Source organism: Pseudomonas allii (genome assembly GCF_055380095.1).
The window spans coordinates 6406991-6430208 of the sequence record NZ_AP039450.1 but is presented as its reverse complement, the minus strand read 5'-3'; the positions used below and the strand labels follow the sequence as shown (position 1 = coordinate 6430208).

Genomic DNA, 23218 nt, shown 5'->3' with positions numbered 1-23218 from the left:
CCACGGACGGGTTGCGAGAGGGACAAAAAACCAGGGGCCGTGGCATGGCGCCACGGCCACCAGGGCTATCAGCGCTTGGTGTTGGAACGGATATTCCAGCCAAACTTGATCGCGCCGCCGTCTTTGGTGCCGTCGGCTTTCTGCGGCTGGTAGTCGACCATCACTTGGGCGAAGTTCAGGGTGACGTTCTCGGTCAGGCGGTCATCGGTGCCCGAACCGCCAGTGCTCAGCGAGGTGACCAGCACTTCTTCCAGGTTGATCACCATGTACTCGACCTGGCTTTCGCCACCGGCCTTGCGCACGGTCAGCTTGACCTTGTCGATGTGCTTGCCACTGGCGCAGTGCATCATCAGGTTCGGCGAAGCCTTGTCGACGTACTTGGTCAGCGACAGGTCCTGGATGTTAACCTTGCCCGCGCCGCCACCGCCGCCCACGTGCATGTTGCCGGACTGGGCCATGCCCCAGCTCCAGTTCAGCACGTCGATTTCGTCCTTGTGGGACTTGTCCATGGACTCGCCCTTGATGTCGCCGATCTTGATGAAAATATCAACAGCCATGTTTTCTCCCTGTGTGGCCCAAGCCACTAAATTTGATTAACTCCAAATGGGCAGTGCTTTTGTGTGGGAGGGGGCTTGCCCCCGATGCAGGCACCTCGGTGTGTCAGTTACACCCCGGTGATGCCATCGGGGGCAAGCCCCCTCCCACAGAAGAGCTAGCTCATCGGTGGTTTAGGCGCTTTTCGCCGAAGGCAGCTTCGATACCAGGCGCAGCGACACCGTCAGCCCTTCGAGCTGGTAGTGCGGGCGCAGGTAGAACTTGGAGTTGTAGTACCCCGGGTTGCCCTCGACTTCTTCCACGATCACTTCGGCGGCAGCCAATGGGTGCTGGGCCTTGGTGGTTTCGGTGGAGTGCGCCGGGTCACCGTCCACGTAGTTGAGGATCCAGTCCTGCAACCAGCGCTGCATCTCGTCCTTCTCTTTGAAGGAGCCGATCTTGTCGCGCACGATGCACTTCAAGTAGTGAGCGAAACGGCAGGTGGCGAACAGGTACGGCAGGCGCGCGGCCAGGTTGGCGTTGGCGGTGGCGTCCGGGTCATCGTACTCGGCCGGTTTCTGCAACGACTGCGCGCCAATGAACGCGGCGAAGTCGGTGTTTTTCTTGTGCAGCAGCGGCATGAAACCGTTCTTCGCCAGCTCCGCTTCACGACGGTCGCTGATGGCGATTTCGGTCGGGCACTTCATGTCCACGCCACCGTCATCGGTCGGGAACGTGTGGGCCGGCAGGTTTTCCACTTCACCGCCGGACTCGATGCCACGGATGCGCGAGCACCAGCCGTAGTGCTTGAACGAGCGGTTGATGTTCACCGCCATTGCGTAGGCAGCGTTGGCCCAGGTGTACTTGGAGCTGTCGGCACCGTCGGTGTTTTCTTCGAAGGCGAAGGCCTCCACCGGGTCGGTCTTGGCGCCGTACGGCAGGCGCGCCAGGAAGCGCGGCATGGTCAGGCCGATGTAGCGCGAGTCTTCCGATTCACGCAGCGAACGCCAGCCGGCGTATTCCGGGGTGGTGAAGATCTTGGTCAGGTCGCGCGGGTTCGACAGCTCTTGCCACGAGCCCATGCCCATCACGGTCGGCGAGGCCGCAGCGATGAACGGGGAGTGCATGGCGGCGCAGACTTTGGACAGCTCGCCCAGCAGTTCCACGTCCGGTGGCGACTGGTCGAAGTAGTAGTCGCCCACCAGGCAGCCGTACGGTTCGCCGCCGAACTGGCCGTATTCTTCTTCGTACATCTTCTTGAAGATCGGGCTCTGGTCCCATGCCGTGCCCTTGAATTTCTTCAGGGTCTTGTGCAAGTCCGGCTTGGAGATGTTGAGCACGCGGATCTTGAGCTGCTCATCGCTCTCGGTGTTGTTGACCAGGTAGTGCAGGCCACGCCAGGCGCTTTCCAGCTGTTGGAAATCCGGGTGGTGGATGATCTGGTTGACCTGGGCGGTCAGCTTGGCGTCGATGGCAGCGATGATCGATTCGATCGACTTGATCGCGTCATTGGACACCAGGTCGGTTTGCGCCAGGGCCTGTTCGGCCAAGGTGCGCACGGCGGTTTCCACGGCTTCGCGGGCGCGCTCGGTCTTGGGCTTGAACTCTTGCAGCAGCAGGTTGGCGAACTCGCTGGCTTCTTCGGTCTGGGTGCCCAGGATCTGGGAGCCTTCGCGGGCGGTATTGTCAGTCATGATTACTGGTCCCCTGCAGGCTTAGGCGCGCTGGCAAGTGCTTGCAGCAGTGCCGGGTCCTTGATCGCCTTCATGATGATTTCTTCAGCGCCGGTCTTGCCGTCCATGTAGGTCAGCAGGTTGGCCAGCTGGGTGCGGGCTTCGAGCAGTTGGTTCAGCGAGTCGACCTTGCGGGCCACGGCGGCCGGGCTGAAGTCGTCCATGCTTTCGAAGGTGATGTCCAGGCTCAGGTTGCCTTCGCCGGTCAGCTCGTTCGGTACGTGAAACGCCACGCGCGGTTGCATGGCCTTGAGGCGCGAGTCGAAGTTGTCGACGTCCACTTCAAGGAACTTGCGGTCGGCCACCGGCGCCAACGGCTCGGCAGGCTTGCCGGCGAGGTCGGCCATCACACCCATTACGAAGGGCAGCTGGACCTTTTTCTCGGCGCCGTAGAGCTCGACGTCGTACTCGATCTGCACTCGAGGCGCACGGTTGCGCGCGATGAATTTCTGAGAACTTTGCTTCGCCACGTTGCTGCTCCTGGTCGCTTGAGCGACGGTGTTGTTACTGCACAGTCGGATGGCTTACTCGCCGTCCGGCCCGCGCAGGTTTTCAAATTGGGACATGCCGTCGGGAATCAGATTACGCACGATGGCCGCAAAGTCGGCGTGCACCAGATTCTTCGCCCGGTTCAACAGTACCGGCAGCGGGCTCGAAGGCTCGTGCCGGGTGTAGTACGCAAGGATCTTGTCGAGGCTGCGCAACACATCGTCGCGGCTGGCGATATCGCCAACGGGACGCGGTGCTGCGGGGGCGGCGGCGAAGTCGGCCGAGGGGGCATTGTCGTCACTGACGGCCTCGGGTTCGCTGCTGCCGGCGGCGCCGGGCACCGCTTGATTGAGTATCTGCAACGCCTGCTTGAGCGGCTGCTTCAAGGCACTGAGGTCCACGCCCTGGGCCGAACCGACCTGATCGTTGACCTGTTGTTCGATGGCTTCGCACGCCGCCCGCGCCGCGATCAGGGCGTCGCGGGTGGCCTGTAGCTGCTCGGGGTCGCTGTCGAGGAACGCGGCGTTGAGCTGCTGCGCGCCGAGTTGTTCATCGGGGAAGCTCAACAGGCCACTGGCGTTGAGCGCCGCACGCAGGCTCACGGGGCCGAAGGTGCGCGAGCGCGTGAGGATGCTTTCGCGCAGCAGGCGGATGTTGGTGTCGCAGGTCAGGCCGGTGAGGGCGTTGATGCGTACGGTGGGGTCGTTATCGTCGTCGGCGTCCAGGCGTGGGTGCAGGTCGGACCAGTAATCACGCAGTAACGCATCGATCAGCGTCAGCGCTTCGGCCAGGCCGGCCACGCCTTGGAGGGCGAGGGCGCTTTGCAACAGGAAGTGGGTGATGCGCAGGTCTTTGCTGCGCGCGAGCAAGTCGAGGCTTTGCTGCTGGATGCTGCGCCATTCCGGCGGTTCAGCGGGCAGGATCGAGTCGCCCATGCTGCGCTCGGGTTGGCCCTTGGCATCACGCTCCAATTGCAGAAATTGCGCGTCATATTCCATGTCTTCGCCACAGGGCGAAGTCGCGGAAACGGCGGTGAGCAGCAACGGCACATCCACTGAATTTGATCTCCCTATCAGCCCGTTAGATGGCGGGCAATTCATGCATTAGTTGCGCAAGGAACTTTGCATGTTTTCTTGGTCATATAAGCAAGACGCCACTAATGTGCCATCACTGGTATTCAAGAAGTTGTGCATTTTTGGTGTAGTACTTATGCCTTGTCAAGGTAAGCTATTCGCCCTCTGTGACAGATGTGCGGTGCTTAACAACCTGCGCGACTAGTGGGTCGAACGATGTACTGGTACAGGATTTTTGTCATAGAGCCCAGTTAAGATCAGCGATCATGCTGGTATTGGCAGGTTTTGGACGGTCGATTGCTCGACCTGATGGGGATATCCCGGGAAGCGCTGTCCCGGGAATCGACCGCGCGCGAAGTATCAGCAAGGAGGCAAGATGTCGCTGTGTTTGACTATCACTAGTTATCACAAGATTACCCCTGGGCAGTGCTCCGAAAAGTCCATGAATCAGGGCTCGATGGCTATCGGCCGCAGCTCGGATAATGACTGGGTATTGCCTGATCCTGAGCGTCTGGTCTCCTCGCAGCACTGCGTTATTCAGTACAAAGATGGCCGTTATTATTTAACTGATAACAGTACCAACGGGGTGGAGTTGGTTAACGCCGGCATTCGTTTGCGCAGGGGTAACAGCGAGCTGTTGCAAGATGGCGAGCTGATCCGCATCGGCGATTACGAGATCCAGGCGCGTATCGATTTCAACGTACAGGTCGTCGACAGCCAGCCGTTTGCCGGCGAGTTGCCGAACAGCTTTGAAGCGCTGATGGGCGCCGTGTCGAATAAGCCCGTGCCTGTTTCCACCCCTGTGATCGCGCCGCAGTTCCAGGGCGCTTCATCGATGGACACGCTGCCGGACCTGTTCGACTTCCTCAGCCCCACCGCTGTGCCGCCGCCCACCGTGGCGGATCATGTGCCTTCCGAGCAACATGACTTCCGTCCACCGACGCCAGTGGCCGTGCCGGTAGTGACACCGCCGGTGGTGTCGGGCGCGGTGATTCCCGAAGACTGGGACCTGTTTGGCGACACGCCAGCACCCGTCGTCAGCGCTGCGCCACCACCTGCGCCACCACCGGTCATCCAGCCGCCCCCCGTGGTCGAGCCCCCGCCTCCCGTGGCCGACAGCCAGCAACCCGACCTGCTGCAAGCCTTCCTGCGCGGTGCGGGCCTGGACCAACTGCGCCTGGACAAAGCCCAGGCCGAGGCCCAGATGGAAAGCATCGGCCGCAGCTACCGCCTGATGGTCGAAGGCCTGATCGACGTGCTGCGGGCCCGTGCCAGCCTCAAGGGCGAGTTCCGTATGCAGCAGACCATGATTCAGCCGGCGGAAAACAATCCGTTGAAATTCGCCCCGAATGCCGACGAAGCGTTACTGCTGCTCCTGCGCCACGGCAACCAGGCGTTTATGGCACCGGACGTCGCCGTGCGCGACAGTTTCAACGACCTGCGCGCCCACCAGTTGGCGGTGATGGCCGGCGTGGAAGCGGCGATCAAGCACCTGCTCAGTCGCTTCGAACCGGCCCAACTGGAGGAGCGCATGGGCAAGCCCGGCGGGCTGTCGAGCATTTTCAATGGCTCGCGCCAGGCCCAGTACTGGCAGCAGTTCACCGAGCTCTACAGCAATATTTCCCGCGAGGCCCAGGAAGATTTCCAGGACCTGTTCGGCCGCGAATTCAGCCGAGCCTACGAAGAACACAGCGCACGACAGCGACGCTGAACCGCACCACATGGATTTAACGGATAGCTAAGTACGTCATTGAGGACGCAGGATGATTCCCAGGTTTTTACTCGCAGCTGCCACCTTGCTGCTGCTGACGGCGTGTGCCAAAGACGCCGCCAAACCCGAAACAGCCGCCGAGGCCGAAGTGGATACGGCCGCCGTCGAGCTGCACTTTCATGCGATCAGCGGGCTTAACCCCGGCGCCAACGGCCAGGCCGCCCCGGTGCGGGTGCGCATCTTCGAACTGAAAAACGCCGCCACCTTCGCCCGCTCCGATTACTTCGCCCTGGCGGACCGTGCGCAATCCACACTGGGCCTGGACCTGCTGGACCAGGACGAAGTGATGGTGCAACCCGGCGAGCAACTGAGCATCCAGCGCGATCTCGACCCGTCCACACGCCAGATCGGATTGCTGGTGGGCTATCGCGAGCTGGACCGCGCGCAATGGCGCACAGTGATCAATGTGCCGGCGCGCCAGTACACCGAATACCAGATCAGCCTCGATGTGCGTGCCGTGCGCGCCGACGTCGTGGTCACCCCATCCAGCCCTGCCCAATAAGAAGCAATCGGAGCCCCCATGTCCTGGAACAATCGCGTGGTCTGGTCGGAAGGCATGTTCATCGGAACGCAGCACTTCCAGCAGCATGACCGTTACCTGGAAAACCTGATCGATGCCCGCAGCCGCCCGTTGTCCGCAGGCGCCTGGGGGTTTTCCGAGCTGCTGATCGACCAGGGCCTGCTGGCCCAGGGCAAGCTGGCGATCGTGTCGGCGCGTGGCCTGTTGCCCGATGGCACGCCGTTCCATATCCCCCAGGATGATCTGGCACCAAGCCCGCTGAACATCGACGACAACCTGCGCGACGGCCTGGTGTACCTGGCTCTGCCGCTCAAGCGCGCCGGCGCCCGCGATACCGTGGATGAAGGCGAAGCCCTGGAGGCTGCGCGTTATGTGAGCCAGGTGCGCGAAGTGCGCGATGACAACGCACCTTTCGAAAACCGCGCACCGGTGGCCGTGGGCTCCCGCGCCCTGCGCCTGCTCACCGCCCAGGATGGCATCAGCGATTACGCCGCCGTGGGCCTGGTGCGCATCAAGGAAAAGCGCGCCGACCGTGCGCTGGTGCTCGACGATACCTACATCCCGCCGGTATTGGACGTGGCCGCGAGCAAACCGCTCAGTGCCTTTCGCAGCGAACTGCTCGGCCTGCTGCACCAGCGCGGCGAAGCCCTGGCGGGGCGGGTGGTGGCATCGGGCGCCGGTGGCGCGTCGGAGATCGCCGACTTCATGCTGCTGCAACTGGTCAACCGCGCCCAACCGCTGGTCCAGCATTTGAGCCAGTTGAGCCCGCTGCACCCGGAGCGCTTCTTCAGCGAACTGGTGAGCCTGGCCGGCGAGTTCTCGACCTTTTCCACCTCCGGCCGTCGCCCCCAGGAATACCCGCAGTACCAGCACGACGACCTGGCCCTGAGCTTCGCGCCGGTGATGGCGGCATTGCGTGAAGCGCTGTCGATGCTGATCGACAGCAAGGCCACGCCGATTCCGATTGTCGAGAAAGCCTACGGTGTGCACGTGGCGATGCTGGCCGACAAGACCCTGCTCGACAACGCCAGTTTCATCCTGGTGGTGCGCGCCGATGTGCCCGGCGAAACCCTGCGCGCACGCTTCGGCCAGCAGAGCAAAGTCGGCTCGGTGGAGCACATCCGCGATCTGGTCAACCTGCAACTGCCGGGCATCACCCTGTTGCCGCTGCCGGTGGCGCCACGCCAACTGCCGTACCACGCCGGCTCGACCTATTACGAGCTGGATCGCGGCAGCGAGGCCTGGCAACAGCTGGGTAATTCCGGCGGTTTTGCCTTCCATATCGCCGGGCAGTTCCCGGGCTTGAACCTGGCCTTCTGGGCGATCCGAGGATAATCCGCGATGCATCCCAATGATGATGACCGCACCCAGTTCATGCCGCGTCCGGGTGGCCGGGCGCCGGAACCTGTGCGTACCGAACCTTCACCCCTGGCCATGCCGGCCGCGCCGATGCTCACCGGCAAGAGCAACGGCCTCAACCCGCTGGAAAGCGCCGCCGGCCCGCTGCTGGCGCTGCTGACGCGCCTGCGCAACACCATCGCGCACCCGGCGCCGGCCAGCCTGCGCGCACAGCTGTTGGCCTACCTGCGCCAGTTCGAAGAACGTGCCGAAGCTGCCGGCATCGCCCGCAACGAAGTGCTGCTGGCGCGTTACGCGCTGTGCACTGCGCTGGATGAGGCGGTGTTGAGCACGCCCTGGGGCAGTACCAGCGACTGGGGCAAACAGAGCCTGCTGATTACCGTGCACAACGAAGCCTGGGGCGGCGAGAAAGTCTTCCAACTGTTGGACCACTGCCTGCAAAGCCCACGGGAACGCCTGTACCTGCTGGAGCTGTTGTACCTGTGCATGTGCCTGGGGTTCGAAGGCCGCTACCGCGTGATGAACGACGGTCGCAGCCAGCTGGAGACCCTGCGCGAACGCACTGCTGCAGCCATTCGCAGTGCGCGTGGCGAGCATGAGCGTGAGCTGTCACCGCACTGGCGCGGCGTGACCGTGGCCCGCGACCGCCTGGCGCAATTCATGCCGCCGTGGATCGCCGTGGCCATCGGCTTGGCGTTGTTACTGGCGTTGCTGTTTGGCTTGCGCATGAAGCTGGCGTCGGATGCCGAGCCGGTGTTCAAGAATATCCATGCCCTGGGCGAGATTCCGGTGCAAGCCATCGACCGTCCGGTGGCGCAGCCCAAAGTCATCGAGCGCCCGCGCCTGGCGGGCTTCCTGGTGGAAGACATCAAGGCCGGCCGCGTGGCGGTGGAGGATGCGGTCGACCGTTCCGTGGTGACCATTCGTGGCGATGAGCTGTTCGCCTCCGCCAGTTCCAGCATCGTCGACGACTACCAGCCGCTGATGCTGCGTATCGCCGACGCCATTCGCAAGGTCAAGGGCCAGGTGCGGGTGACCGGGCACAGTGACAACCGCCCGATTGCCACGCTGCGCTTCCCGTCCAACTGGGCGCTGTCCGAAGCGCGGGCCAAGTCGGTGCTGGAGATCCTGGCGGCCAAGACCGGCCAGGCCGAGCGCTTCAGTGCCGAGGGCCGCAGCGACACCGAGCCGGTGGCGACCAACGCCACTGCCGAAGGCCGTGCCCGCAATCGTCGGGTTGAAATCACCGTATTGGCGGAGGGCGTCGAGTGAAGGCGTTTTTCAGTTTCATGATTCGCTGGGTGATCCCCGTGCTGGGTTTGATTGCCCTGAGCCTGATCATCTGGTTTGTCGGGCCGTTGCTCGACATGCTGGTACCGGAAGGCCGGCGCTGGGCGCTGATCATCCTGGTATTCGCGGTATGGCTGGCCTACCGCGTGTTCCGCATCATCCAGGCCCGGCGTCAGGCCGCCGAAGTGATGCGCAGCCTGGCCGCCGAAACCCCGGCCGACCCCAACAGCGTCGCCACCGCCGAAGAACTCACCACCCTGCGCCAGCGCATGGACGAGGCCCTGGCCCTGCTGAAAAAGGCCAAGCTCGGTGGCGATGAGCGCCGCAACCTCTACGAACTGCCGTGGTACGTGATCATCGGCCCGCCGGGTTCGGGCAAGACCACCGCGCTGGTCAATTCCGGCCTGCATTTCCCGTTGGCCGCGCAACTGGGCGCCGGCGCCGTGCGTGGCGTCGGCGGTACGCGCAACTGCGACTGGTGGTTTACCGATCAAGCCGTGCTGCTCGACACCGCCGGCCGCTACACCACCCAGGACAGCAACTCCACGGTCGATAAGGCCGCGTGGTTGGGCTTCCTCGACCTGTTGAAGAAGCAGCGCTCGCGTCGCCCCATCGATGGTGCGTTTATCGCCATCAGCCTGTCGGACCTGTTGCTGGGCACCGACGCCGAACGCGCCGCCCATGCCGCTGCCATCCGCCTGCGTATCCAGGAGCTGTACACCCAACTGGGTGTGCGCTTCCCGATCTACCTGATGCTGACCAAGCTCGACCTGGTGCCGGGCTTCATGGAGTTCTTCGACAACCTGAGCAAGGAAGAACGCGCCCAGGTGTGGGGCATGACCTTTGCCCTGGACGATGGCAAAAACAGCGACAGCCCGCTGGCGCACCTGCAAAGCGAGTTCGCCGGGCTGGAACAGCGCCTCAACGAACGCCTGGTCGAACGCCTGCAACAGGAACGCGACCCGGCGCGGCGCGACCTGATCTACGGCTTCCCGCAGCAGTTCGGCGCGTTGAAGGACTGCCTGCAAAGCTTCCTCGAAGGCGTGTTCAAACCCAACGCCTTTGAAGAGCGCGTGTTGCTGCGCGGCGTGTACTTCACCAGCGGCACCCAGGAAGGCAGCCCGATCGACCGCCTGATCGGCGCGATGGCCCAGAGCATGAACCTGGACCGCCAGCACCTGGCGCGCCAGAGCGGCACCGGGCGCAGTTACTTCATCGAAAAACTCTTCACCGCCGTGGCGTTTGCCGAGCGTGGCCTGGTGGGGGTGAACCCGAAGGTCGAGCGTCGGCGCAAGTGGATTGCGCGGGGTGTGCTGGCCGCCACTGTGGCGTTGGTCGTGGTGGTCAGCGGTTTGTGGTGGGTGAGTTATCGCGCCAACCAGGCGTACATCGCTCAGGTCGACCAGAAGGTCGCGCCGCTGGGCCAGACCGTGCAGAACCTGAGCCCGGCGCAGCGCGAAGTGCTCGCCGTGCTGCCGTTGCTCAATGCCATGAAAAACCTGGCGGGCGATTCGCCGAGCTGGTCCGAAGGCCTGGGGCTGTATCAGGGCGATATGCTTGAAGCCGAGTCTGCCAGCGTCTACCGCAAGCTGCTGATCGCAGTGTTCGCGCCACGCCTGGTGACGCGCATCGAAGAACAACTGCACGGCGGCGGCAATTCCGACTTCCTCTACGAAGGCCTCAAGGCCTACCTGATGCTGGCTGACGCCGAGCATTACGACCCGGACTTCATCAAGGCCTGGATCGCCCTGGACTGGGACCGCAACCTGCCCCGCGACCTGCCGGCGGATCAGCGCCAGGCATTGGCCGGGCACTTGCAGTCGCTGTTCGAACGCCACCCGCCGAACGCGCGCCTGGATCAACGGCTGATCGACGACCTGCGCCGCCAGTTGCAACAACTGCCGGTGGCCCAGCGCGTGTATGACCGGGTCAAGCGCCAGAAACTGCCCGAGGGCATTCCGGACTTTCGCCTCAACGAAGCCGCTGGCCGTGACGCCGCGCTGGTGTTCAGCCGCAAAAGCGGCAAGCCGCTGGGCGAGCCGTTGAGTGGGTTCTTCACCGCCAAGGGCTATCGCCAGGCGTTCCTGCTGAGCAGTCTGAACCAGACTGGCACCCTCGCTGAAGAGCAGTGGGTGCTCGGCCAGGAACAGGCCGACCAGCAAAACGTGGTGAGCCTGGCCGCCGATGTGCGGCGCCTGTATTTCCAGGACTACCAGCGCCAGTGGGATGCGTTGCTGGCGGACATCGACTTTGTGCCGATCACCAGCGTGGCGCAGGCGGCTGATGTGCTGCGGGTGATTTCCGGCCCGACCTCGCCGCTGAAAAAACTGCTGGTGGCGGTGGCCAAGGAAACCGACCTGCAAGCCGAAGAACGCCAGTTGGCCGCCAAGGGCGTGCCAGTGGAAGGCGGCGTCGACAAGCTCAAGGAGCGCCTGGGCAGCCTGCTCGGCCAGGAACAACCGACTGCCAATGCGCCTGCGGCGGCGGAGGACCCGGTGACCGCGCACTTCGCCCAGCTCAACAGCATCGTCAGCAAGAACGAAGGCGAACCGGCGGCCATCGACGGCCTGCTCACCGACATGAACGCGCTGTATGTGCAGGTCAGCGCCATGGTCGGCGCCAGCGGCGATGCGTTGCTCGGCGAGGCGAAGAACCAGGCGGCGGCTGCGGCCACGCGAGTCAGCCTGAATGCCGAGCGCCAGCCACCGCTGGTGCAGGGCATGGTCAAGTCGGTGGTCAACTCCACCACCAACAGCATGATGGGCGGCGTGCGCAACCAATTGAACGCCGCCTGGGTCAGCGAAGTGGTCAACGTGTATCGCCAGTCCCTGGCCGGGCGCTACCCGATGTCGCCGGGCAGTGCACGGGACGCCACCCTGGATGACTTCGGCCAGTTCTTCGGCGTGGGCGGGGTGATGGACAACTACTTCCGCAAATACCTGCAGCCTTACGTCGATACGTCCGCGCAGACCTGGCGCTGGCAGCCGGGCGCGGCGCAGAAGCTGGGCATTGCTCCGGGCGTGCTGCAAACCTTCCAGCGTGCCGCGACGATCCGCGATGCGTTCTTCCGCTCCGGTGGCACCCAGCCGATCGTGCGGTTCGAACTCAAGCCCGTGTCGATGGACCCGACCATCACCCAGTTCCTGCTGGACCTGGACGGCCAGCAGTTGAGCTACGACCATGGCCCCAGCCGCCCGGTGGCGATGCAATGGCCGAACCCCGGCAGCATAGGCGTGGTGCGTATCTCCATCATGCCACCCTCGGCCAGTGGCCGTTCCGGCGTGACCCTGGACGGGCCGTGGGCGTGGTTCCGCTTGCTGGAGCAGTCGGATCTTACCGCCGGCAATTCACCGGACCGCTTCAACCTGCGCCTGCGCGTCGACGGTGCGAGCATTGCCTACGAGTTGCGCGCCAACAGCGCCTTCAACCCGTTCAAGAGCCGCGTGCTCAGTGGCTTCAGCCTGCCGGAGCGGCTATGACGACGCTGGGTTTCTACGGCAAGTTGGCCAGCCGTGGCGACTTTGTCAGCCGCGCCTTGCCCCAGAGCTTTATCGGCCCGTGGGACAGCTGGCTGGCGGAGGGTTTGCTCGCCAGTCAGAACAGCCTCGGCGGTGAATGGCTCAATACTTACCTGGTCAGCCCGCTGTGGCGCTTTGTGCTGGCGCCGGGCGTGTGCGGGCCGGATGCAGCGGCGGGCGTGGTGATGCCGAGCATTGACCGGGTGGGGCGCTACTTCCCGCTGGCGGTGGTGGTGTTGCTCGACCACGACACTAATCCGGCCTCCCTGGTGGGCGGGCCGGACACTTGGTTCGAGCAGGCCGAGGCGCTGTTGCTCAGCACCCTGGAGGCCGGTGCCACCTTTGAAGGTTTCAACGACGGCCTCGACAGCCTGGGCATGCCGGCGAGCGAGCCGCGTGCCGTGGACAGCCGTTTCGCCGGCCTGCAACGGATGGCCGCCACCGTGCCCCACGGACGCATGACCGCCCTGGCCGAACAGGCCTGCGAAGGCACCAGCCTGTGGTGGGGCCGTGGTTCGCAACGTATTTCCCCTGGTTTGCTGCGGTGTCAGGGCCTGCCTGCCGCCAGCGATTTTGCGCAGTTTTTGCTCGGACAAGAAGGTGTGGTGTAGATGGGGTCGACGTACAAATCCGCGAGCAAAAGCCATGTGGGTATGGTCCGCCAGGTCAACGAAGACGCCTGCCTGGACCTGCCGGAAAACCGCCTGTGGGTGGTGGCCGACGGTATGGGCGGGCACGCGGCGGGCGACTATGTCAGCAGCCTGATCGTCGACAGCCTGCGCAGCGTTCCGGTGGGGCGTTCGCTGGATGAATACACGGCAGCGCTGCGCAACGACCTGCAGCGCATTAACGCAGCCGTGCGCGAAGAAACCGCCAACCGTGGCGTAACCATGATGGGCAGCACCGTGGTGGTACTGGCCGCCCGTGGCCTGCGCGGTGTGTGCCTGTGGGCCGGCGACAGTCGCTTGTACCGCCTGCGCGACGGTGTGCTCGAAGGTATCTCCCGCGACCACAGCTACGTCCAGGACCTGCAGGACAGTGGCCTGCTCAGCGAAGCCGACGCGCGTACGCACCCGCGCGCCAACATCGTCACCCGTGCGATTGGCGTGGAGGCCCACCTGGATCTGGCGGTGGTCGACCTGCTGATCGCTCCCGGTGACAGCTACCTGCTGTGCAGCGATGGCCTGAACAAGACCGTCGAAGACCATGAAATCCGCGAAGTGCTCAGCCACGACGCGCCGGACGAAATCGTGCGCAGCCTGGTGCACCTGGGGCTCAACCGGGGCGCGCCGGACAACATCACCGCCATCGTCGTGAAGGTATCGCCATGAACATCGTCATCCCCGGTTATGACATCGAAGGCGAGATCGGCGAAGGCGCCATGGCCAGCGTGTACCTGGCGACCCAGCGCTCGCTGGAGCGCAAGGTGGCGCTGAAGGTGATGGCGGCGGCGCTGGCGGCCGATCCAACCTTCTGCGAGCGCTTCCTGCGCGAGGGCAAGACCCTGGCGCGCTTGTCCCACCCGCACACGGTGACCATCCATGACATCGGCAATGTCGGTGAGCTGTACTACATGGCCATGGAATACCTGCCCAACGGCACCCTCAAGGAGCGCATCGCCGCCGGCATGACGCCGGAGCAGGGCGTGACGCTGATCCGCCAGATCGCCTCGGCGCTGGGCTATGCCCACGCCCAGGGCCTGGTGCACCGCGATGTAAAACCGGCGAACATTCTGTTTCGCGCGGATGGCACGGCGGTGCTGTCCGACTTCGGTATCGCCAAGTCGCTGGATGACCGCACGCAATTCACCCAGGCCGGGTTTGCCGTGGGCACCCCCAGCTACATGAGCCCGGAACAGGCGCGGGGCCAAGAGATCGATGGCCGCGCCGACCTGTATGCGCTGGGCGTGGTGCTGTACGAGATTCTGGTCGGCAAGCTGCCTTACACCGGCACCGATGCACTCTCCACGGCGCTGGCTCACCTGACCGAACCGCTGCCGGAACTGCCGGTGCACCATGGCCGTTATCAGGACGTGCTGCGCAAGCTGTTGGCCAAGGACCCGGCTGAGCGTTTCCCGGATGCGGCGGCGCTGTTGCGCGCCTTGGACAACCTGCCGGCGGACTCTCCGGAAGCCACCCTGGTGCGGCCGTTGCCGATTCCGATGAGTTTCGACCTGGCGGGCATTACCCCGGAGTCCATCGAGATTCCCAGTGATAAACCCCAGCCGGTGCGCCAACCGGTGGTGCCGCCGACCCAGAACAGCGAGCAGCGCCGTGGGCCGGTGTTGGCGCTGGCGGCGGTCGCAGTGGCGGTTGCACTGGCGATTGTCGGTGCGAGCTACTGGTGGTTGAGCGGTAGCGACAAGCCGGTGGTCAAACCGCCCGCTGCCGAGGTGCCGAAAGTCACGCCACCGCCGCCAGCGGTCGCCGAAGCGGATGGCGGCCAACGCCCGCTGCTCATGGCCGGCAAGAAGACCCTGTTCCAGCGCGTGCTCAGCAAGCCGGGTGCCAAGCTTTCGACCGATGCGGGCAGCGCGCCGGGCAAAGCCCTGCCGGCGTTCTCCGTGCTCTACGTGTACCAACGCAAGGATGTCGACGGCAGCCCGTGGGTACGCGTCGGTGCCGCCACCGATGGGCGCAGCGACGGTTGGTTGCCGGCCGCTCAGGTCAGCGACTGGAAGCAAAGCCTGGTGCTGAAATTCACCGAGCGCTCGGGCCGGGCTCCGGTGATGTTCCTGCGCCAATCCGGCGAGGTGGAAAAACTATTGGCTGACCCTTCGGCCGCCAAAGGCGTGTTGGCCAAGGCGCAGAAAAACAGCGAAGACAACAGCCAGATCCTGGCGTTGGAACCTGCCGCCAGTGCCGTTCCGCAGAACCAGTTCTACCTGTTGCCGATCTTCGACTCCAAGGAGAGCTTCGACGAAAACGGCCAGCCAGTGCAGTTGCTCAATGTGGCCTCCATCGACCCCGGCAGCAGCGCAGCCGCCAAGCCCGCGACGCCGGTGACGAATGCCAACGCCGACGCCTTTCGCACGGCGGTGGTGCTGGTGGTGGACACCACCGTGTCGATGCAGCCCTATATCGACCAGATCCGCGATGTGGTGCACGAGTTGCAAACCCGCATCGCCGAGCGCGGCGAGTTGGACAGTGTCAGCTTCGGCATGGTCGGTTTTCGCAGCAGCATCAAGAAAACCCCGGGCCTGGAATACGTGGCCAAGACCCTGATCAGCCTCGATCAGGGCCGCGATCCGCAACGCTTCCTCGACATGGCGCGCCAGGTCAAGGCGTCCACCGTGTCCAGCCACTCCTTCAACGAAGATGCGTTCGCCGGGGTGATGCAGGCGGTAGACGGCATGGATTGGTCCGGTTATGGCGGGCGCATCATCCTGCTGGTTACCGACGCCGGTGCGCTGCGCAAGAACGACCCGTTCGCCGCCACCCAGATGAACGAAGCTGAAGTGCGCCAGGCCGCGCTGGGCAAGCAGATCAAGATCTACGCCTTGCACCTGCGCACTGACGCCGGCAAGAAAACCCACGCCGGTGCCGAGAGCCAGTACCGCATCCTCACTGCCGACGCCAACCCGCAGATTGGCGACCTGTACACCGCGGTGCCCGGTGGCGATGTGCGCAAGCTCGGCGAGCGGGTGGATGAGATCGGCACGGTGTTCGCCAACCTGGTGCACCAGGTGCGCAGCAACACGCCGCAGCCGGTGCCGTTGCTGAACAGCGCACCGAGCCTGGCGGACAAATCCGCGGCGGTCGGCTATGCCATGCACATGGATTTCCTCGGTCGCAAAACCGCGAGCCAGGCGCCGCAGCTGGTCAGCGCCTGGACCGCCGACCGCGACCTGACCAACCCGGCGCTGCCGGCGTTCCAGGTGTGCGTGATGCTGACCAAGCTGCAGCTCAACGACCTGCAGCAGTCGCTGAAACTGATCGTCGACGCGGCGCGCAAGACTCAGACCTCACCGAAAGACTTCTTCCAGGAAATCGCCAGCGCCTCGGCCTACATGAGCCGGGACCCGCAGGCCCTGCGCAAGGGCGGCAATCTGGCCGACGGCGGCATTCTCGGCGAATACCTCGAAGGGCTGCCGTACCGCAGCAAGTCGCTGAACATGACCCAGGACTTGTGGTTGTCGTTGAGCGTGGCCGAGCAGGAAGACTTTATTGACGAGCTGGATTCGAAAATCCGCCTCTACGAAACCTTCCACAATGACCTGGCCAACTGGGTCCGTTTCGGCGATGCCGAGCCGGGCGATGCGTTGTACCGCGTGCCGTTGTCGACGCTGCCGTGATGCTCACTCTGAACGCGGTGCACAAGAGCCGGGGCGTCGGTAGCCAGCGCTATAGCCTGGTGATCCCGGCGCTGGCGCTGCGTGCGGGCGAGCAAGTGGCGATTGTCGGGCCCAGCGGTTGCGGCAAAAGCACCTTGCTCGACCTGCTGGCGCTGGTCTTGGCGCCGGATCAGGTGGGGCAGTTTGAATTTCATCAACAGGACATCGCCGGGCTGTGGCGCGCCGATCAGCAATCCAGCCTGGCCGCGCTGCGCAGCCAGCACTTGGGCTATGTGCTGCAAACCGGCGGTCTGCTGGGCTTTCTTGATGTGCGCGGCAATATCGCCTTGTCCCGGCAACTGCTGGGCTTGAAGGACGATGGCAGCGTGACGCGCCTGGCCGAGCAGTTGGAGATCAGCGACCAGTTGGCCAAGAAGCCGGCGGCGCTGTCGGTGGGGCAGCGCCAGCGTGTCAGCTGCGCCCGTGCCCTGGCCCATGCGCCGCAACTGGTGCTGGCGGACGAACCGACGGCGTCCCTCGACCCGTTGAATGCCGAGCGCGTGATGCAGGCATTGCTGGCCCAGGCCCGTGAACACCGTGCGGCCTGTGTGATCGCCACCCATGACGAGCCCCTGGCCCGCGCCAGTGGCTTGCAGGTGCGGCGCATCAGTTGCCGTCGCGACACCGATGGCGGCGTCACCGCCACCCTCGGGGAGGTGTGCTGATGCGCATCGGACTGGTGGCGTCGCTGGCCTGGCAGGATTACCGCAACGATGCCTGGCTGTCGGTCTGTTCGGTACTGGCGCTGGTGGCGGTGATCGCGCCGCTGCTGGTGTTATTCGGCCTGAAGTTTGGACTGGTTAGCAGTTTGACCGAACGTTTGCAGACCGACCCCGCCACCCGTGAAATTATTCCGCTGGGCGGTGGTCGATTCAGCAGGGCGTTTATCGAGCAACTGGGCGAGCGCAGTGAAGTGGCGTTCGCCATACCGCGTACGCGGCAGATTGCGGCGACGGCGCAAGTGGGCACGTTGGCCCTGGAGATGCTGCCGACCGCGTCCGGTGATCCACTGCTGGCCGGCCTGCCGGTGCCCAAGGGCCTGGACCAGATCGTGCTGAGCCACACCGCCGCCGAAAAGCTCGCGGCGCGGCCTGGCGATTGGCTGGAAACCAGCTTTGCACGGCAAGTGGCCGGGCGCGTCGAAGCCCAGCGCACGCGGGTGCAGGTGCTGGCGGTGTTGCCGCTGGAAGCCTTTGCCCGTGACGGTTTGTTTGCCGACCTGGGGTTGCTGGAAGCGGCGGAAGATTACCGTGATGGCCGCGCGGTGCCGGCGTTGGGTTGGGACGGGGAGGCCGTGGGTGTGAGTGAGCAGCGCGTGTACCCGGCGTTCCGCCTGTACGCCCGCAACCTCACCGATGTGGAGCCGCTGCGGGTGTACTTCGCCGGGCAGAATCTGTTGGTGTCGACCCAGGCGCAGACCATCGCGCAGGTGCAGTCGTTGAGCCGCAACCTGTCGATCGTGTTCTGGGTGATCTGCGGGCTGGCGTTGGCGGGGGCGTTTGCGGCGATTTTTGCCGGCGCCCTGGCCGCCGTGGCGCGCAAGCGGCGGGAGTTGTCAGTGTTGCGCCTGCTGGGGTTTTCCACCGGTGGGCTGTTGTTGTTCGTGGTGGTACAGGCGCTGTACAGCGCAGGTTTTGCTGCCGTACTCAGTGCCGGTCTGTATGGCCTGGCCGAGACGGGCTTGAATGAATTATTCGTGCAGGTGCCGGGCGAGTACGCCAGCCACCTGCTGGCGCGCCATTACGGCCTGGCCCTGGTTGCAGTCCTCGGCGTCAGCGCCATTGCGGCGGCGTGTGGTGGTTGGCGAGTTGCGCGTATCCAGGCTTCTGAAGGAATCAGAGATGTATAAGTTACTGGGCGCCTGTGTGGCGCTGACCCTGGCCTCGATGGCCTGGGCCGACGAGGCAAGTGACAAGCTCGACAACCCCAAGCCGTTGGAAGGCGACGTCAGCCTGCCGCTGCCCTGCGAAGGCAACATGGTGTTTCGCTACGCGTACGTGCTGGCCCAGGGCACCCTGGATGACCGCGAGATCAGCCTCGGCTACCCCTTTGCCGAAGGCGAGGCGGGTTACCAGCAATCGTTTATTTCCGGCTACCGCCGCGACTTCATCAACGGCCAGTTCACTCTCAAGGATCTGCCCAAGGACTGGAACAAAGTCATCGCGCCCTTGATGCCGAAGACCGACGCCAAGACCCCGCTCAAGCCCATGCTCTACTTCATTGGCAAGTACGAAGTGACCGCGCGCCAGTACGCCCAGGTGATGTCCCAGGCGCAGTCCCTGGCCAGTGGCGAACCGGCGCCGGCGTGCGACGCGCCGACCGGCATGGCCGGGCGCTTGCCCAAGGTGAAACTGTCACGTTTTGAAGCCGAGCGCTTCTCGGCGGTGTACAGCGCCTGGTTGATGAAATACCACCGCGACTTGCTGCCGGTCAGCGGTCGTGGTTCCTCGGCGGATGACGGCGGCCTGGGCTTCGTGCGCCTGCCCACCGAAGTGGAGTGGGAGTTCGCTGCGCGCGGTGGCCATGCGGTAAGCCGCCAGGACCTGGAAGGGCGCCTGTTCCCGCGCCGTGTCGACGGCAGCGACAGCGACGGCCCGCTCGGCGATTACGCGGTGTTCAACCAGGTCGCCGGTGGCACCGGCCAGGCTGCGCGGCTGATGCCCATCGGCACCAAATTGCCCAACCCGATTGGCCTGTTCGACGTGATCGGCAACGCCGCGGAAATGGTCCAGGAATCGTTCCAACTGGTCCACGCCGGACGTCGCCAGGGCACCTACGGCGGTTTTGTGGTCAAGGGCGGCAATTACCTGGAAGGCGAGGGCACACTGTTCACCGGCATGCGCCGCGAATACCCGCTGTTTGCCGCCGATGGTACCGAGCAGAGCAACGAGACCACCGGTTTTCGCGTGGCGATCGGCGCGCTGTCGGCGCCACGTTCGCGCTACAAGGAGCTGTTCGCCCAATGGCAGAAAGAGGGCCGCCTGGCCGCGCTGACCGACGCCATCGACGACGCCCAGGACCCGACCAAGCGCCTGGACAGCATCATCGCCGCCAGCGTCGACCCCAAGCTGCAAGCCGAATTGGGGCTGGTCAACGAAGAGCTCAAGCGCAACGTCTCGCTGATCGCTCAGCAACGCGAAGAAGCGGCGGGCAACCTGATTCAGTCGGCCGCGTTGGTGGCCGAGACGATCGCCAACTACAACATCCGCCTGGCCAACCTGCAGAAGAGTCGCCAGCAGGCCCTGGACAACAAGGACGCGGCCAGCGCGCAACTGTTCGACATGGCCATTGCCAATGGCCGCAGCGCCCTCGACGGCGCGGTGGCGATCTATATCGACAACCTGGCCACCGGCACGCGCTACACGGATGCGGTGATCCAGGCGCAGTTTCAACGGATCAAGGAAGAGTTGGATCGCAAGCCGGTGCTCGGCAAGAGCCTGGTGACGCGCGCAACACTGTTCGTTCGCCATGTCGGCAACTACCGCAAGCAACAGCGGGCCGACCCGGCAACGATCTTAAAGGAATTGCTCGCAGCGAGCGGTCAGCGATGAGCGCTGGCTGTATAGCGAGCTTGGAAGGGACTCAGGCGGCGGTGGGCCGTGCTGGGCAAGTCAAACTTAAAAGAGAACACACCTATGCTTTTTTCCCGTAAGGCGGTTTCCAAGCGTCATTTGCTGCTGATCGCGGCTGGCTTCAGCACGGTGCTGACCGGTTGCGCCACATCGCCGGCCTCCAAGGTCGCGTCGAGCACCAAGGTCGAGTACTACCCCAACTGCTATGAGCCGGTGCAGCACTTGCGCGCCACCGACTCGAACATGACCAAGTCGGTCGTGACCGGCGCGGCCATCGGCGCTGCCGGTGGTGCATTGCTCGGTGCGCTGACCGGCGACTCCGACAAGCGTGGCCGTAACGCCGCCATCGGCGCAGCGGGCGGCGCCCTGGCCGGCGGCGCGGCGGGTTACTACACCGAGCGTCAGAAGCAGATCGCCGATGACAACCAGCGTATTGCCTCGTATGCGGCTGACGTGAACAAAAGCGCCTCCGACATCGACCGCAGCACCGCCTACGCCAAGGCATCGCAACAATGCTACCAGAGCGCATTCACCAAGCTGGTGGCCGACCGCAAGGCCAAGACCGTCAACGACACCGAAGGCCGTAAGCGCCTGGCGGAAATTGTCTCGGGCCTGAAGGAGTCCAATGACCTGATCGTCGCGGTCAACGGTAAAGCCGCCGAAGACCTGAACAACTACACCCAGGCCTACGAGAAAGACCTGCAACAGGTTGGCGTACAGCGTACTGACGTGGTCACCGTGGCTAAGGCCGACACAACACCCGTTGTGACATCGGGCAAGAAGAAAGGCACAGGCGCCAAACCGCCGAAAAAGCCGGTTCTGCCAACCGTACCCACAGAAGCAGTGAGCACCGAGAAGACCTTCCAGACTGCCCAGACCAAGCAAGATGAAAGCAAGAAGGTCGCCAGCGCCGGCAAGGCTCAGCTCGAAGGCAGCTGCCGCGATCCGAACCTGGCCGATTGGGCGCCGGTTCCTTGCCCGAACGTTTAAGTAACATGCTGCTATAAGCGTCAAACGCCAGCCGATCTTCCGCTAATGCGCAAGATCGGTGGCGTTCTTTTTGCAAATCGTTAAACTGCTGCGGCCACTCAATAATTACATCGAGGCCGTGTGCATGAAATTCCGTCTTCTCTTGTGGGTGCTGGGCCTGATGATGGGCAAAGCCAGCCGCACCAATCCTGCCTTCCAGCAACAGTTGGGCGATAAAGACCTGGCGTTCCAGCTGCAGACCCTCGACGGCAAGGTTGCCCGTCACTTCATCGTCAAAGACCAGCGCATCACCAGCCGCTCGGGTGTGCACCCGACGCCGGCGTTTGCCATTGCGTTCAAAGATGCCGCCTACGGCTTCGCCACGATGCAGGCGAAGAACAAGCAACTGGCGTTCATGACGGGGATCCAGGACAAGTCGATCCAGATCAAGGGCAACCCGGCGCTGGTGATCTGGTTCCAGGGGTTGACCAAGTATTTGAAGCCGAAGAAAAAGAAGTAGGGTTTTCAGGTAGACCGAGGTGGATTCATCGCAGGCAAGCCAGCTCCCACATTCGACCGAGTTCCAGCTTTGGAATGCGGTCAACTGTGGGAGCTGGCTTGCCTGCGATAGCGGTCCAACAGGCTACAGATTCAGTTCTGGCTGAACTGGGACGCCAATTCCCGCAACAAGACTTCGGCATCCAACACCTTGCCGACCACTTCCTCAGCCTTGTCCCGGCTCAGCCCCAGGCGCTCGAGCAGCGCATCCGGAATCGCCTCATCCGGACCGGAGCCGATTCCGCGGCTACGCAACAGGCGCACGGCCAGGCACACCAGGTTCGGGTACTCGGCGTATTGCCCATCGTAGGTCGGGTCGTGCTGGAAGCGCAGGGCGGTGGACAGTTCGTCCGGCATGTCCCAGTAGCGCATCAGCCAGGCGCCGATCTGCTCGCGGCTGATGCCCAGCAGGTGCTGTTCGACATAGCTGTGGCACAGGTGCGGGTTGACCTCCAGGTGACGGCAGATCAGCGAGAAGTGCGGCGGGAACACGTGGGCCAGCAGCAGATAACCGAAGTTATGCAGCAGGCCGGCAAGGTAGGTGAGGCCGGCTTCCGGGCGCTGTGCGCGGGGCATGGCACGGGTCAGGCCTTCGATCACGGCGGCGGTGTAGATCGACTGGTGCCAGTACGGCGTCGACTGGTGCGGGTGGTCCTTGGGCAGGCTCAGGGTCTTGCCCAGGGCCAGGCCCAGCGCCAGGTTGATCACCAGGTCGAAGCCCAGCACGCGCACGATGGCGTCTTCCACTGAACGGATCTTCCCCGGCGAGGCGTAGTACGGCGACGCGGCCCAGCTCACCACTTGGGCAGCCAGGGCCGGGTCGGTCTCGACCACGCCGGTGATGTCATCGATGGTGGCGTTTGGGTCGACGCGCAGCTTGATGATCTTCTGCGCGGTATCGGCCAGCGGTGGAATCTCGATGGTCGCTTCCAGGCGTTGCTGGATACGGCGCGCGGTGAACGCCTGCATCGCCTGGGTGATTTCCTCGCGGTCGTCATTGGGGCGGTCGAGGTTGGGGCGGATATTGCTCAACGGCTCGCCGAAGTGGCCGGCGCTGGCCTTGGTGAGCATCGTCTTGAAGGCGTCGCTGGGAATCTCCAGCAACAGGCCTGCTTCACCCGAATGCACCAGCAGGCTCGGCTCGTCGAGCAGGCTGCCTTCGTACAGGCAGGGCGAGCTGGTAAGGGGTGGCAAACCTGGCAGCAGGCTCAGGTCATGTTTGTCGAGCATGCGCTTGACGCGATCCGGCGATACAGCGGTCAGGCGGCGGCCGGTGAGTTCGGCGAGGCGGTTGAGGTCGAGCAACTGGTTCTGCGGGAACAGCACCATCAGGGCGCCCACCGCGTCTTCCAACAGCACCGCCTGGACCTTCTGCGCAGGATTCAGGCCCGGGAGTTCGGCGACTTCCGTGTAGGGGATGGCGAGTTTGGCGAGCAGAGCCCGAATGACCGGCGGGGCGGTCAGTGGGGCTGTGGCGAGGGCAACTTCTGACATGGCCT

Annotated in this window: 18 protein-coding genes; 13 read left to right on the top strand and 5 right to left on the bottom strand. The window is 64.1% G+C overall.

Features of this window, described 5'->3' with window-relative positions:
- Positions 1–68: 68 nt before the first annotated feature.
- The 4 genes from ACZ445_RS29650 to tssA all read right to left on the bottom strand — a co-directional run bounded on the left by ACZ445_RS29650 (position 69) and on the right by tssA (position 3811).
- Entirely contained in the window at positions 69–557 is a 489-nt protein-coding gene (locus ACZ445_RS29650) for an Hcp family type VI secretion system effector (RefSeq protein WP_464707854.1), read from the bottom strand.
- Positions 558–728: 171 nt separating this feature from the next.
- Complete coding sequence (gene tssC, locus ACZ445_RS29645) at positions 729–2228, bottom strand: type VI secretion system contractile sheath large subunit (protein ID WP_058424268.1); 1500 nt, start codon at positions 2226–2228, stop codon at positions 729–731.
- 2 nt (positions 2229–2230) lie between these two features.
- On the bottom strand, positions 2231–2737 hold the full coding sequence (tssB, locus tag ACZ445_RS29640) for a type VI secretion system contractile sheath small subunit (protein ID WP_010207547.1): 507 nt from the start codon (positions 2735–2737) through the stop codon (positions 2231–2233).
- A 54-nt stretch (positions 2738–2791) separates the two neighbouring features.
- Positions 2792–3811 (bottom strand): type VI secretion system protein TssA, encoded by a 1020-nt coding sequence (gene tssA, locus ACZ445_RS29635; RefSeq protein ID WP_058424267.1) that lies wholly within the window; start codon positions 3809–3811, stop codon positions 2792–2794.
- Between the two features lie 394 nt (positions 3812–4205).
- Between tssA and tagH the strand changes: the two genes are divergently transcribed.
- The 13 genes from tagH (at position 4206) to ACZ445_RS29570 (ending at position 21681) form a co-directional block, all read left to right on the top strand.
- Entirely contained in the window at positions 4206–5540 is a 1335-nt protein-coding gene (gene tagH, locus ACZ445_RS29630) for a type VI secretion system-associated FHA domain protein TagH (protein ID WP_464693865.1), read from the top strand.
- A gap of 52 nt (positions 5541–5592) precedes the next feature.
- On the top strand, positions 5593–6102 hold the full coding sequence (gene tssJ / locus ACZ445_RS29625) for a type VI secretion system lipoprotein TssJ (RefSeq protein ID WP_058424265.1): 510 nt from the start codon (positions 5593–5595) through the stop codon (positions 6100–6102).
- Between the two features lie 18 nt (positions 6103–6120).
- Positions 6121–7455, top strand: coding sequence for a type VI secretion system baseplate subunit TssK (tssK, locus tag ACZ445_RS29620; RefSeq protein ID WP_058424264.1), 1335 nt, complete (start codon positions 6121–6123; stop codon positions 7453–7455).
- A gap of 6 nt (positions 7456–7461) precedes the next feature.
- On the top strand, positions 7462–8751 hold the full coding sequence (locus tag ACZ445_RS29615) for a DotU family type VI secretion system protein (protein WP_464707853.1): 1290 nt from the start codon (positions 7462–7464) through the stop codon (positions 8749–8751).
- Positions 8748–12248, top strand: a complete 3501-nt coding sequence (gene tssM / locus ACZ445_RS29610) for a type VI secretion system membrane subunit TssM (RefSeq protein WP_464707852.1) — start codon at positions 8748–8750, stop codon at positions 12246–12248. Before ACZ445_RS29615 ends, tssM begins: the two co-directional genes overlap by 4 nt.
- Positions 12245–12898: a type VI secretion system-associated protein TagF gene (gene tagF, locus ACZ445_RS29605; RefSeq protein WP_464707851.1), complete on the top strand. Its 654-nt coding sequence runs from the start codon at positions 12245–12247 to the stop codon at positions 12896–12898. Before tssM ends, tagF begins: the two co-directional genes overlap by 4 nt.
- Positions 12899–13618 carry a PP2C family protein-serine/threonine phosphatase gene (locus tag ACZ445_RS29600; protein ID WP_058424260.1) on the top strand — a complete coding sequence of 240 codons (720 nt, stop codon included), beginning with the start codon at positions 12899–12901 and terminating at the stop codon, positions 13616–13618.
- Positions 13615–16581: a serine/threonine-protein kinase gene (locus ACZ445_RS29595; RefSeq protein ID WP_464707850.1), complete on the top strand. Its 2967-nt coding sequence runs from the start codon at positions 13615–13617 to the stop codon at positions 16579–16581. Before ACZ445_RS29600 ends, ACZ445_RS29595 begins: the two co-directional genes overlap by 4 nt.
- The gene (locus ACZ445_RS29590) at positions 16581–17285 is read left to right on the top strand and encodes an ABC transporter ATP-binding protein (protein WP_310862887.1); all 705 of its coding nucleotides are present in this window, start codon (positions 16581–16583) and stop codon (positions 17283–17285) included. The genes ACZ445_RS29595 and ACZ445_RS29590 overlap by 1 nt, the downstream gene beginning before the upstream one ends.
- Positions 17285–18469, top strand: coding sequence for an ABC transporter permease family protein (locus tag ACZ445_RS29585; protein ID WP_058424257.1), 1185 nt, complete (start codon positions 17285–17287; stop codon positions 18467–18469). The genes ACZ445_RS29590 and ACZ445_RS29585 overlap by 1 nt, the downstream gene beginning before the upstream one ends.
- On the top strand, positions 18462–20171 hold the full coding sequence (locus ACZ445_RS29580) for a formylglycine-generating enzyme family protein (protein WP_058424256.1): 1710 nt from the start codon (positions 18462–18464) through the stop codon (positions 20169–20171). The genes ACZ445_RS29585 and ACZ445_RS29580 overlap by 8 nt, the downstream gene beginning before the upstream one ends.
- Positions 20172–20255: 84 nt before the next feature.
- Complete coding sequence (gene tagQ / locus ACZ445_RS29575; RefSeq protein ID WP_464707849.1) at positions 20256–21182, top strand: type VI secretion system-associated lipoprotein TagQ; 927 nt, start codon at positions 20256–20258, stop codon at positions 21180–21182.
- Between the two features lie 124 nt (positions 21183–21306).
- A complete protein-coding gene (locus ACZ445_RS29570) occupies positions 21307–21681 on the top strand; it encodes a hypothetical protein (protein ID WP_058424462.1) in 375 nt (124 codons plus the stop codon).
- A 131-nt stretch (positions 21682–21812) separates the two neighbouring features.
- Here ACZ445_RS29570 and ACZ445_RS29565 read toward each other — a convergent pair whose 3' ends face one another.
- Positions 21813–23213, bottom strand: coding sequence for an aminoacyl-tRNA deacylase and HDOD domain-containing protein (locus ACZ445_RS29565; protein ID WP_464707848.1), 1401 nt, complete (start codon positions 23211–23213; stop codon positions 21813–21815).
- Positions 23214–23218 lie beyond the last annotated feature (5 nt).